Here is a 13,003-nt window from a genome sequence, read left to right as displayed (position 1 = left end):
ATGAACAATATTAAAAAAGATAAACTCTGGGTTTATTCAGAATTTTTTTTTCCTGATGAAACTGCGACATCCTATATTATGACCACAGTTTGTAATAAGCTAACTGAAAAATATGATGTTGAAGTAATTTGTGGAGAATCAGTACTTCAAAAACCAAATGAGCAAGAATTATATTTAAAATTGAATCCCGCTGTAAAACTTCGCAGAATCAAAACATTTCAAGTAGATAAAAATAAAAATTGGTCTAGAATTATTAATTTTTTAGCCTTATCATTTACTTTTTTTTGTCATTTGTTATTTAAAACAAAAAAAGGGGATAAGGTCTTTACTGTAACAAATCCGGCTACATTTGTTGTGCTTGCTTCTTTTGCTACTGTTATCAAAAAATCAAAAATTACAATACTTGTTCATGATGTATTTCCGGAAAATACAGTCGCTGGAGGGTATATAAAAGATAAAAGTAATTTTAAGTACAGATTTATTGAATACATATTCAATAAAGCGTACTCAAAATTTGAAAAGATTATTGTTCTTGGAAGAGATATGAAAAACGTTTTTGAGAAAAAACTTTTTAACTACAACCAAAAGCCAAATATTCAAATAATTGAAAATTGGGCTGATACAGAAAATATAACTCCTTCAAATAAAATTAATCTTGATAATAGAATAATAATTCAATATGCAGGAAATATAGGTTCAGTACAAGGTTTGGATTATTTATTTAAAGTGATAAAAGATGTAAAAAATGATGAAATTTTTTTTGATTTTATAGGCAATGGTAAATTGAAGTCCAGTTTAGTGAAATATTCTAAAAAAAACGGTATGAAAAATGTATCTTTTAAAGAATCTTTTTCTAGAGATCTTCAAAATGATATGCTTAATAATTGCAATTTGGCCATTGTTTCATTATCCAAAGGAATGTATGGATTAGGTGTGCCATCGAAAACTTATAATATTCTTGCTGCGGGTAAACCAATATTATATATTGGTGATAAAAATTCTGAGATTGCTTTGCTAATTGAAGAATATAATATTGGATATTATTTTCAGCACGAAAATAAAGCAGATCTTTTGTCATTTCTAAATGATTTGAAGGTAAATAAATATGAATCGGAATTATTATTGAAAGGGAAAAATGCGAGGGAATTAGCAGAAACTCTGTTTGCTGAAAATATTATATTAGATAAATTTAAATCAATTGTTTAATAAATTTTACAATACGTAATTATTCCTATATAAATGGATTTGTTTTTGAGATTCACAAAAATCGATAAGGATGTAGATATTATTCTACTAGTTGTTTTAACAAAATTTTAATATATTTGCATTGAACTAGTGGCTAATTAATTATGATGAAAAAAATAACTCCTATTAGGATTAAGGGATATAGGAATGTTTTATGAAAATAAATCCATATTTAAATGTATCTAATCCCGTTGAAAGATGTCTTTTTATTAATATAAGTGATATATCACTAAAGTTGTTTCGAGGTTCGAAGCTAAAGAAATCTTTTAAAGTGATTATTTATAATTCTGAAAGAAACAATAAAAGTATTTTAGAATACGTAAACAGATTGAATATAAAAACTATTGTCATTGAAACTTCAAATCTTAATCATTTGCCAGAAAATTTAACCAATGATATTATTGATGCCAGACTGAATGGTGTCAAAGTATATGAAGCTCATGAATTCTATGAACTAGTCAATAAAAGAATTCCTTTAGTAAAACTTAATACAAATGAGTATTTAGCTGACGATATTTTTTCTATTGGACTAAAGCATCATTCCGGTCTTTCTTCAAAAAGAATTGTGGATGTCATAGTTACTTTATTATTATTACCTATAGCTATTCCATTAATCATATTTGGCTGCTTACTTACATTAGTTACATCTCCAGGTAAATTATTTTTTATTCAAGAGCGTGTTGGAAGAAATTCCCAAATTTTTAAAATTTATAAGCTTAGAACTATGAAATCGAAACATAGTGGAGGCTATACAACTACAAACGATGATAGAATAACTTTTGCAGGTAGGTTTCTTAGGTTATCAAAAATTGATGAACTTCCTCAAATTTATAATATTTTAAAAGGCGATATGAGTCTAATTGGTCCAAGACCGGAAAGACCAGAGTTTGTTAAAATATATAATGAAGAAAATGCTTATTTTGATCTGAGACATATTGTGAAGCCAGGGGTTACTGGTTGGGCTCAAGTACATTTGCCAAAAGCTACACCCGAAGATAATCTTAAAAAACTAGAATATGATCTATATTATATCAAAAATTATTCGTGGCTTATGGATATAGAGATTATTCTTAGAACTATAAAAGTAGTCGTAACATTAAATAGTAATTAATCAATTTTGAATCCATCATGAAAACTGAAAAAATAGGAATAACATTCTCAGCTTTTGACTTGTTACATGCCGGACACATAAAAATGTTGGAAGAAGCTAAAACGGTTTGTGATTATTTGATTGTAGGTCTTCAAATAGATCCTACTATTGACAGACCTAATAAGAATAAACCCACACAATCTGTTGTTGAAAGATATATTCAGTTAAAAGCTTGTAGATCTGTTGATGAAATTATTCCATATAATACTGAAAATGATTTAATGGATATTTTGAAATCATTTGTCATTGATGTAAGGATTATAGGAGATGATTACAGAGATGTTAACTTTACAGGAAAAGATTATTGCGAAATGAAAGGGATTCAAATTTATTATAACAAACGTGATCATAGATTTTCTAGTTCGGCATTAAAAAAAGCTGTTTTTGAGCAAGAATTAGATAAATTAAATAAACATTGATATTATTGATGTTACCCTTAATATGAAAGTAAAAGAAACTCCATTAAATGATTGTTATATCATTGAACCAACTATTTTTAAGGATGACCGAGGTTACTTCTTTGAAAAATTTAATGAAAAAAAATTTGAAGAGTTAACTGGTATGAACGGGCATTTTGTTCAGGATAATATTTCCAAATCTTCTTATGGTGTTTTGAGAGGACTTCATTTACAGAAAGGAGAATATGCTCAAGCAAAATTAGTTTCATGTTTGGAAGGAAGAGTTTGGGATGTTGCTGTCGATCTTCGAAAAGACTCATCAACTTTCGGCAAATGGTTTGGAATAGAACTTACAGACTCAAATAACTTACAACTTTATGTTCCAAGAGGTTTTGCACATGGATTTTCTGTACTGAGTGAGACTGCTATCTTTTCCTATAAATGTGATAATTATTATAATAGAGATTCTGAAGGCTCAGTATACTGGAATGACGCAGATTTAAAAATTGATTGGAAGCTTGCTATTGAAGATATTATTTTGTCCGAGAAAGATAAACTATCATCCACTTTTAAAGATGAAAACTTTTAGAATATTAATTTTATTTTTTATTTCTATTTTATTTAAGGCACAAGAAATGCCAATTATGGCATACCATTCTTTTACTCCGCAAACAACCAATTTATATAACTTCAAAAAATTTAAAGAAGCAGGATTTAATATCAATTATACTGTTTTTAAAACTAACGAACAATTACAATTGGCTCTAGATCTTGCTCAAAAAGCAAATATAAAAATACTTGCCTACTCTGATGAATTGATAACAAATACTGAAAATACAGTTCTCAGATTTCGTAATCATCCTGCTTTATATGGCTATTTTATAGCAGATGAACCTAGTTCAAAAGATTTTAATAGGGTTAAGAATTTAATTGAGTTAATTAAAAAATTAGATTCTAAGCATATTGTCTATACTAACTTGTTTCCTAATTATGCTACTAAATCTTTGCTGGGTGATTTAGATTATGAAGATTATGTCAGCTTATTTTTGAAACAAGTAAATGCTGATTTGTTATCATTTGATTTTTATCCCATTGTCAATAATCAAATTAGAAAGTCTTGGTATCAAAATTTAGAAATAATTAAAAATATTTCACAAGAATTTAATAAACCATTTTGGGCTTATGCTTGTTCAACAATACATTATGACTATAAAAAGCCAACATTAGGAGGACTTAAGCTACAACAGTTCAGTAATCTTTTATACGGTGCTAAAGGACTAGAGTATTTTACATATATCACAATGGATGATGAATATTGGAAAAAACATAATTATAGCTATTCTATTGTTTACAATAATGGAAAACCAACTCCTACTTACAGCTTAGTAAAAGCTGTTAACGAACAAGTGAAAAGGTTAAGCTGGGTTTTTCTGCAATCAAAGGTTGATTCTGTATTTCACATTGGCGATTCAATTCCAATTGGAACAAAAAGAATGAATTTTCTACCTAAAAAATTCAAAAAATTTAAAACTTTTGAAAAAAGGGCATTGGTCTCTTTTATGTCAGGTAAGAATGGGAGATTTGTGATTATTCAAAATAAAGATATGTTTAGATCGATGCCATTTAATTACCAGGTAACGACAGGTGTGTCCATAATTGATAATAATACGGGGAAGATTAATAAAACAACTTCAAAAGAAATTATTAATAATATCCCTCCGGGAGACATTTTAATTTTTAACTATCAATAAAAGTGAGTCAATTTTTGATTCCTTTTTTTATTCCTAAATTTGCAGTCTTAAAATTGTAAATAATGCGTACCAAATCTGTAGGTAAAAAGAAAATTAATATCGTAACTCTTGGCTGTTCCAAAAATATCTATGATTCAGAAGTTTTAATGGGTCAGCTGGAAGCTAATGGAAAGCAAGTCGTGCATGAAGAAAAAGGTGATGTAGTGGTTATTAATACCTGTGGATTCATAGATAACGCAAAAGAAGAAAGCATTAATACGATTTTAGAATATGTGGATCTGAAAAATCAGGGTGTTGTAGAAAAGGTCTTCGTAACAGGTTGTCTTTCCGAAAGGTATAAACCTGACTTGATTCGTGAGATTCCCGATGTTGATCAGTATTTTGGGACGCGCGATTTGCCAATTTTATTGAAGCATCTTGGTGCGGACTACAAACACGAATTGGTAGGAGAGCGGTTAACAACAACTCCCAAGCATTACGCCTATCTAAAAATTTCTGAAGGCTGTGACAGGCCTTGCTCGTTCTGTGCAATCCCTTTGATGAGAGGTGGGCATATTTCCACACCTATTGAAAAATTGGTTATCGAGGCGCAAAAGCTTGCAAAAAAAGGAGTTAAGGAATTAATTCTTATCGCTCAGGATTTGACTTTTTACGGGTTGGATATTTATAAAAAAAGAGCTCTCGGTGAACTTTTACAGGAACTCATCAAAGTGGACGGTATTGAATGGATTCGTCTTCATTATGCCTTCCCAACAGGATTTCCAGAAGATGTTCTGGATATTATCAGAACAGAGCCAAAGATTTGTAATTATATCGATATACCGCTTCAGCACATCAACACAGAATTGTTGAAAGCAATGAAACGAGGAACGACGTTCGAGAAGACCAATGCTCTTCTGGACAAATTCCGTGAGAAAGTGCCGGATATGGCGATCAGAACAACCTTGATTGTTGGTTTTCCTGGAGAAACAGAAGAAAGATTCGAGGAATTAAAACAATGGGTGCGAGACCAGCGATTTGACCGATTAGGTTGCTTTACATATTCTCACGAGGAAAATACGACGGCTTATGTTTTGGAAGATAACATTTCGGACGAGGTGAAACAGAAAAGAGTAGAGGAGATTATGGAAATTCAACAGCAAATTTCTTGGGAGAAAAATCAGGCGAAAGTTGGTAAAATTTTCAAATGTATATTTGACAGAAAGGAAGGTGATTATTTCGTAGGAAGAACGGAATATGATTCTCCCGACGTTGATAATACGGTTTTAGTTTCTGCAAAAGACGTTTATATCTCTATTGGAGAGTTTGCTAACGTCAAAATTACTTCAGCTGAGGATTACGATTTGATTGGAGAATTAGTATAACTCAACATTTTTATAATAAAAACACCATCTTATTTTTAAGTTGGTGTTTTTTTGTTTTTGTTAAAAAAAACAATGAATTTGTATAAGTTGTTGTTTTTCAATTGTTTGTCATTTCTTTTAGGTCTTTAAATAGCTTAAATTTTAATATTTTAAATTATTGATAATTAAATTTACTATTTTTCATCGAATCGATATATTATTTTGCTTTATAGTATTTATATTTAGCTAACATTGATTTAATATTGTTTTATATTGATAATGTCAAATTGGTGTTTAAAATTTAAAATATTGATTTTCAGTGTTTTTGTTATTTTTGGTAGGTTATTATAATGTGGAATTTTTAAGAATGTTATAAAATAATTAACATTTTTTAACAAATTATGTGATCACCTTACTATAGCTACATTGCGGCTATCAAAATTTTGTTTTTGTCGTGTTCGCAGCATCTGAAACCCAAAAGCGATGTTTCAGACATCATTCCGAATATCTTTGCAGAGTCAAAACCAATAAATATGTTCAAAATGATGAAAAGAGTTATTCTCGTAATCATAATGATGATTTCAACACTTGGTATTTATTCCTTCAAGAGTAATGCCACAGATGCCAAAACAAGTTTTGCATCGTTCTACCACGATAAATTTAATGGTAGAAAAACAGCAAGCGGAGAGATTTTCAATAATAAAGAGTTAACCGCTGCTAACAGAACCCTTCCTTTTGGAACAGAAGTAAAGATTACTAATTTGATTTCTGGGAAGAGTGTTGTAGTGAAAGTGAATGACAGAGGTCCTTACCATTCTTCAAGAGCCTTTGATCTATCCAAAGCTGCATTTAGTTCAATCGCAGATACCAGAAAAGGTACTATCGCCATTGAATATGAAATTATCGACTAAGATTATCTTACATTAAAAAGAAAAACCATCTCAAAACGAGATGGTTTTTTGTTTTTAGTATATGATGGTTTTTAATTCCAGATTTCATTCATTACTGTTAGGGTAATTGGTTTTCCGTCTGTAATGACAAGTGTGTGTTAGTGTTGTGTCATAAAACCGCCTTTGTTCCCAATCATTGTCCAATCTTTCCTCCGAAATCGTCTTATTCCCGGTTTTGCAAAATCTATCATTGCTTTCAAAGTATAGGCAACCGTTTTGCCGGCTTTCTGCATTCCTTTCAATTCAGATTCGTTGTTAATTGGCGTTGTTATTTTAACTACAAATATAAATTAATCAGTCTAATAAGTAATCTAAGAAATTAAGTTCATTAATCCTGTTTACAAAACTTTGCCTTATAAAGTTCTCTAAATAATAAATTCTTTTGATTGCTTAAATTTTCATACATATATCGCATGCTTATAAATATGTCTGATAATTCTTTTAGAGTCTCCTCAAATGAAATGATTTTTATATGATTATGCGTAATGAAATTTTCATAAATCTTAATAAAACTTTCTTTATTTGTATTAAAGAAGTTTATAATAGAATTCTTTGAGTTTGGGCTTAAGGAATTGTATAGCTTAAAAATATCGTGACCATTTTTAGGTTTGCCATTTTCGTGGAAGTATATCGCTTTTAAGTATAATTCTAATGATAGTCCGCATAAAGTTAATGCAGGCTCAATTTCGTGAGTAAAACTTTGCTTATTTAGTATTAAAGTTTTTTCTTTAATAAGATTGTTATTTTTTTTAATATGATTTTGCTCTAAAATAAGACTTGCGTTTTCAAATTTTTATGCTTGATAGACGATATCTGTAGCTTTATAATTCATATTATAAAAATACAAAAAAACCGCTCAGAAAATCTGAACGGTTTAATTTATATTGCTTCGGCTGCTGACCGTTACATCATTCCTGGCATTCCGCCACCCATTGGCATTGCAGGTTCATCTTTTTTAACTTCTGTGATAACACATTCCGTTGTCAAAAGCATTCCGGCGACAGAAGCAGCATTTTCCAAAGCAACTCTTGTTACTTTTGTAGGGTCAATGATTCCTGCTTCCAGCATATTCACGTATTCGTCAGACTTAGCATTGTACCCGAAGTCTCCTTGTCCTTCAGCTACTTTAGCTACAATAACAGAACCTTCACCACCGGCATTAGCCACGATTTGTCTTAATGGCTCTTCAATCGCTCTTTTTACAATTTTGATACCGGTTGTTTCGTCAGCATTATCACCTTCGAAGTTAAGCGCGGCAACGGCTCTTACCAATGCAACACCTCCACCTGCAACAATACCTTCTTCAACAGCTGCTCTTGTAGCATGAAGGGCATCGTCCACTCTGTCTTTTTTCTCTTTCATTTCTACTTCAGAAGCAGCACCTACGTAAAGTACAGCAACACCGCCAGCTAGTTTAGCCAATCTCTCCTGAAGTTTTTCTCTGTCATAGTCAGAAGTTGTAGTTTCCATCTGAGCTTTGATCTGAGCTACTCTTCCTTTGATTTGAGCCTCATCACCGCCGCCGTTCACGATAGTTGTATTATCTTTGTCAATTACTACTTTCTCGGCAGTTCCCAAAATTTCAATAGAAGCATTTTCCATTGTGAAACCTCTTTCTTCAGAGATAACCTGTCCACCAGTTAAGATAGCGATATCTTCCAGCATTGCTTTTCTTCTATCTCCGAATCCTGGAGCTTTAACTGCGGCAATTTTAAGAGAACCTCTCAATTTGTTTACTACCAGAGTTGCCAAAGCTTCACCTTCAACTTCTTCAGAAATAATCAATAAAGATTTTCCACCTTGTGCTACAGGCTCAAGAACTGGTAATAATTCTTTCATTGAAGAGATTTTTTTCTCAACTAAAAGAATATAAGGATTGTCCAACTCTGCAACCATTTTTTCAGGATTGGTCACGAAATATGGAGACTGGTAACCTCTGTCAAACTGCATACCTTCTACAACATCTACAGTTGTGTCAATACCTTTTGCTTCTTCTACAGTGATCACACCTTCTTTACCAACTTTTCCAAACGCCTCAGCGATTAGGGAACCAATTGTCTCATCGTTGTTCGCAGAAACAGAAGCAACTTGTTTGATTTTATCATTATTGTCACCAACAGTCTGAGATTGGGATTTCAGGTTTTCAACAACTGCAGAAACCGCTTTGTCAATTCCTCTTTTCAGGTCCATTGGGTTAGCGCCGGCTGCTACGTTTTTAAGACCTTCTCTTACAATAGCCTGTGCCAGAACGGTAGCTGTAGTTGTACCGTCACCAGCGATGTCATTGGTTTTAGAAGCTACTTCTTTCACCATTTGCGCTCCCATGTTTTCTACTCTGTCTTCAAGTTCGATTTCTTTTGCTACAGAAACACCGTCTTTTGTAACGTGAGGGGCACCGAAAGATTTTTCAATGACAACATTTCTACCTTTTGGTCCCAGAGTTACCTTTACTGCATTAGCTAATGCATCAACACCTCTTTTAAGAGCGTCTCTTGATTCGATATCGAATTTTATTTCTTTTGCCATAATTTTTTGATTTAGTCGAAAATTTTAATTTCAGATGAATTTTTAATATTAACCGATGATTCCTAGTAAATCTCCTTCTTTTACAATCAGGTAGTCTTTACCTTCAAACTTCAATTCAGTTCCGGAATATTTTCCATAAAGAACTTTGTCGCCAACTTTTACAGTGGTAGGTTCATCTTTTTTTCCTGGTCCTACCGCAACAACAGTTCCTTCTTGTGGTTTTTCTTTTGCTGTGTCCGGGATAATGATTCCTGATGCTGTTTTTGTTTCAGCTGGAGTTGGTTCTACCAAAACTCTGTCTGCTAATGGTTTAAAATTTACTGACATAATTATATATAATTTTTTAATATTTATTCTGACTGGTTAGTCTCCAACAATGTGCCAATTATTTTTGATGTCTTAATTCATTACCAAAACGTAATATTTGGCAGAATTTTTTTAAATGATGTGAAAAATTGTCAGTATTTATCATAGTTGTTTATTGTTGAATTTTTCGTAAAAAATTAAGATTATATAAGAGTTATTTGGCAAACAATTTGGATAATGATTATTAATAAATAAAAAATTTTAAGTCATGATTAAAAAACTATTTCTTGGATTATGCCTTATTTTGGCAAGTTTTGTATGTAATGCTCAAACCATTTCTTTAACTGGGCAACAGTTTAATAACTGGAATAATGACATAGATTTAGCACCTTCCATAAGTGGGGTTCTTTATACTGCAACTAATGTAACGCTTGTGCCCGGAGAAGTCAAATTTCGGGAAAATCACAGTTGGACAAATAGTTGGGGTTCAGGAAGTTTTCCTGTTGGAGTAGGAATTCTTTCGGGTGCTAATATTAATGTTACAACAGGTGGGATTTATAATATTACTTTTAACAAATTAACAGGAGTTTATGCGTTTGTTTTGACTGCTTTTCCAAGGGTTTCAATTTGTGGACAAAATATAGGAACAGCATGGACTACAGATATTTTTCTAAATACTGTTGACGGGATTACCTATAATTTGAACAATTGTAGTATGCCTGTTGGAGAATTCAAATTCCGATTGGAAGCCGGCTGGCTCGTGAGTTGGGGAAATAGTGGAACAAGTTTGTTTCCGAATGGTATAGCTGTACTTGCCGGAGGTAATATTAATGCTACGGTTGCCGGAAATTTCAACGTGAGCTTTAATGTTGTAACAGGCGCATACATCTTTACTCAAACATTAGCGATTTCTGACACGACAAAAAAACAGATCGTGCTTAACACCCTTGTTAAAAATGATCTTAAATTTTCAGATCAGGTAAGAAATGTTCAGGTTTATTCAATGGATGGAAGAGTGATTAACAGCTACGAAAATGTATCAACAATTAATCTTTCAACATTATCGAATGGCGAATATATCTTGAAAATCAAAACAAAAGATAACGAGATGTTTAGTCAGAAAATTATTAAAAATTAATTCTTATACCAAAGATTTTCGCCTTTTAAAAATAAAGGTGTTTCAAAATTATTGGTAAACAGACTTCCGGTGCCCAAACCTTGTGGCATCGGATTTTTTTTGATGTAAGTATATTGAGCAATAGCATTGAGGCCGATGTTGCTTTCCAGAGCAGAAGTGATCCACCAACCGATGTTATTTTGCTCAGCTAATTCTATCCATTCATCAGATCCGGAAAATCCTCCAATCAAACTTGGTTTTAAAATAATATATTGAGGTTTGATAATTTTCAATAGATCTTTTTTGGATTCATAATTAAGAATGCCAATCAGTTCTTCGTCTAAAGCAATTGGTGTCGGCGTATTTTTACAAAGTTCCGCCATTGCTTCCCAATCTCCGGCTTTGATCGGTTGTTCTATTGAATGAATATCGAGAGCTGCTAATTCCTGTAAAACAATTTTAGCCTGTTCCGGAGAAAAAGCGCCGTTGGCATCCACACGAAGTTCGATTTTATCTTTCGGGAATTTTTGTCTTAAAGATTTTAATATTTTTTTTTCAGAATCCCAATCGGTTCCAACTTTTAGTTTAATGCAAGTAAAATTATTCTTTATTTTTTCCTCAATTTGAGACTGCATATAATCTGAATCACCCATCCAAATTAAACCATTAATCTTAATCGAATCTTTTCCTTCTGTAAATTCACTTGGAAAATAAAGATCTCCCTGATGCTCAAGATTAAGAAGCGCCTGCTCGATTCCGAAAATAATAGAAGGATGATTGACCAATTCTTCCTGCAGTTCTTCCAGTTTCAAATTAATATTTCGGCAAGCCCATTCCAAAGCATTTTCATAGTCATCATCATCATCAAAACTTAATCCCCGGAAAAGAGAACATTCTCCGATTCCCTTTTTATCACCTTCAAAGATTTCTATAAAATAAGTTTCTTTGGTATTCAGAACACCGCGCGAAGTTCCGCTTGGTACTTTAAAATTCAGAATATATTGATGAAATTTTGCCGTCTTCATACTACAAAAATAAGAAAAGACCGACGAACCGGTCTTTTATATGATTTAAAATTTTAATATTATTTTTTGTTGACAGCTTTTGCCATAAATTCTTCGGCTTTGGTGACCATTGCAGCGCTGCCGCAGAAAAAAGGAACGCGCTGATGTAGTTCTGTTGGTTCGATTTCCATAATTCTTTTGAATCCGTCACTGCATTTTCCGCCAGCTTGTTCGGCTAAAAATGCCATTGGATTGCATTCATAAAGCAGTCTCAGTTTTCCATTAGGAGATTGTGAAGTGGAAGGGTAGATGTAGATGCCTCCTTTTAACATATTTCTGTGAAAATCAGATACTAATGATCCGATGTAACGGGAGGTGTAAGGTCTGTCACCTTCTTCTTCCTGGCAATATTTGATATAATCTTTCACACCTTGGGGAAACTTGATGTAATTACCTTCATTAATAGAATAGATTTTCCCGGAAGTTGGGAATTTGATGTTTTTATGGGAGAGGTAATAAGTTCCGATGGAAGGATCGAGTGTGAATCCATTCACTCCGTTCCCGGTAGTATAAACAATCATTGTAGAAGAACCGTAAACAATATAGCCTGCGGCAACCTGGTTAACGCCTTTTTGTAAAAAATCTTTAAGCTCAACAGGAGTTCCGGGATTTGTAACTCTTCTGTAAATGGAAAAAATTGTACCTACAGAAACATTGACATCAATATTAGAAGATCCGTCCAAAGGATCGATCAATACAACATATTTGCTGAGGTGAGCATTTTCGGTGCATTTGATTTCTATAAAATCATCACTTTCTTCGGAAGCAATTCCACAGACAACTTCTCTTTGAGATAAAGCTGCGATGAAAATATCATTGGCTAAAACATCTAATTTTTGCTGATCTTCGCCTTGGATATTTTGATTACCTACATTTCCAATGATGTCAGCAATTCCGGCTTTGTTCACTTCTCGGTTGACAACTTTTGATGCAATCCTGATGGAACTGATGAGACGGGAAAGTTCCCCTGTAGAATACTTGAAATCATCCTGTTTTTCAATGATAAATTCTCCTAAAGTCTGTAAACCCTGATGCGACATAAATTGGTTGATTTGATTTCCTACAAAACTAAATTTTTTTTTAATCAAATAAAACTAAATTCATCAAGAATTGATAATAATCATTATAATATAGATTAATATGGTTTTATTAT

The 13,003-nt window shown here is 32.4% G+C and carries 14 protein-coding genes; 8 read left to right on the top strand and 6 right to left on the bottom strand.

Annotation, left to right across the window (positions count from 1 at the left end; translation table 11 throughout):
• From QOL71_RS12925 to QOL71_RS12895, 7 genes are all read left to right on the top strand, one after another.
• Positions 1–1,206: a glycosyltransferase family 4 protein gene (locus QOL71_RS12925; protein ID WP_283417321.1), complete on the top strand. Its 1,206-nt coding sequence runs from the start codon at positions 1–3 to the stop codon at positions 1,204–1,206.
• Positions 1,207–1,399: 193 nt separating this feature from the next.
• Positions 1,400–2,356, top strand: a complete 957-nt coding sequence (locus QOL71_RS12920; RefSeq protein ID WP_283417320.1) for a sugar transferase — start codon at positions 1,400–1,402, stop codon at positions 2,354–2,356.
• A 17-nt stretch (positions 2,357–2,373) separates the two neighbouring features.
• A complete protein-coding gene (locus tag QOL71_RS12915; RefSeq protein WP_283417319.1) occupies positions 2,374–2,814 on the top strand; it encodes an adenylyltransferase/cytidyltransferase family protein in 441 nt (146 codons plus the stop codon).
• Between the two features lie 22 nt (positions 2,815–2,836).
• Entirely contained in the window at positions 2,837–3,382 is a 546-nt protein-coding gene (gene rfbC, locus QOL71_RS12910) for a dTDP-4-dehydrorhamnose 3,5-epimerase (protein ID WP_283417318.1), read from the top strand.
• Positions 3,369–4,544: a hypothetical protein gene (locus tag QOL71_RS12905; protein ID WP_283417317.1), complete on the top strand. Its 1,176-nt coding sequence runs from the start codon at positions 3,369–3,371 to the stop codon at positions 4,542–4,544. Before rfbC ends, QOL71_RS12905 begins: the two co-directional genes overlap by 14 nt.
• 62 nt (positions 4,545–4,606) lie before the next feature.
• The gene (gene rimO / locus QOL71_RS12900) at positions 4,607–5,908 is read left to right on the top strand and encodes a 30S ribosomal protein S12 methylthiotransferase RimO (protein ID WP_283417316.1); all 1,302 of its coding nucleotides are present in this window, start codon (positions 4,607–4,609) and stop codon (positions 5,906–5,908) included.
• Positions 5,909–6,429: 521 nt separating this feature from the next.
• Positions 6,430–6,798 carry a septal ring lytic transglycosylase RlpA family protein gene (locus QOL71_RS12895; protein ID WP_120212887.1) on the top strand — a complete coding sequence of 123 codons (369 nt, stop codon included), beginning with the start codon at positions 6,430–6,432 and terminating at the stop codon, positions 6,796–6,798.
• A gap of 137 nt (positions 6,799–6,935) precedes the next feature.
• Here the strand turns inward: QOL71_RS12895 and QOL71_RS12890 are convergent, their stop codons facing one another.
• The 4 genes from QOL71_RS12890 to QOL71_RS12880 form a co-directional block, all read right to left on the bottom strand.
• The gene (locus tag QOL71_RS12890) at positions 6,936–7,070 is read right to left on the bottom strand and encodes a hypothetical protein (RefSeq protein WP_283417315.1); all 135 of its coding nucleotides are present in this window, start codon (positions 7,068–7,070) and stop codon (positions 6,936–6,938) included.
• A 95-nt stretch (positions 7,071–7,165) separates the two neighbouring features.
• Complete coding sequence (locus QOL71_RS17730) at positions 7,166–7,522, bottom strand: HEPN domain-containing protein (protein ID WP_379954200.1); 357 nt, start codon at positions 7,520–7,522, stop codon at positions 7,166–7,168.
• Between the two features lie 218 nt (positions 7,523–7,740).
• On the bottom strand, positions 7,741–9,363 hold the full coding sequence (gene groL, locus QOL71_RS12885; protein ID WP_283417314.1) for a chaperonin GroEL: 1,623 nt from the start codon (positions 9,361–9,363) through the stop codon (positions 7,741–7,743).
• A 48-nt stretch (positions 9,364–9,411) separates the two neighbouring features.
• Positions 9,412–9,690, bottom strand: a complete 279-nt coding sequence (locus QOL71_RS12880) for a co-chaperone GroES (RefSeq protein WP_072998155.1) — start codon at positions 9,688–9,690, stop codon at positions 9,412–9,414.
• A 247-nt stretch (positions 9,691–9,937) separates the two neighbouring features.
• On the opposite strand from QOL71_RS12880, the gene QOL71_RS12875 reads away from it, so the two are divergent.
• Positions 9,938–10,807 carry a T9SS type A sorting domain-containing protein gene (locus tag QOL71_RS12875; protein WP_283417313.1) on the top strand — a complete coding sequence of 290 codons (870 nt, stop codon included), beginning with the start codon at positions 9,938–9,940 and terminating at the stop codon, positions 10,805–10,807.
• Here QOL71_RS12875 and QOL71_RS12870 read toward each other — a convergent pair.
• Together QOL71_RS12870 and fbp are read right to left on the bottom strand one after the other, a co-directional pair.
• On the bottom strand, positions 10,804–11,811 hold the full coding sequence (locus QOL71_RS12870; protein WP_283417312.1) for an o-succinylbenzoate synthase: 1,008 nt from the start codon (positions 11,809–11,811) through the stop codon (positions 10,804–10,806). The two genes, QOL71_RS12875 and QOL71_RS12870, sit on opposite strands and share 4 nt — an antisense overlap.
• Before the next feature lie 59 nt (positions 11,812–11,870).
• Positions 11,871–12,890, bottom strand: coding sequence for a class 1 fructose-bisphosphatase (gene fbp, locus QOL71_RS12865; RefSeq protein ID WP_283417311.1), 1,020 nt, complete (start codon positions 12,888–12,890; stop codon positions 11,871–11,873).
• Between the last annotated feature and the right edge of the window lie 113 nt (positions 12,891–13,003).

This window comes from Epilithonimonas pallida (assembly GCF_900182975.1).
GTDB lineage: Bacteria > Bacteroidota > Bacteroidia > Flavobacteriales > Weeksellaceae > Epilithonimonas > Epilithonimonas pallida.
The sequence above is the reverse complement of the archived record's forward strand: the minus strand, read 5'-3'. Positions and strand labels throughout refer to the sequence as shown.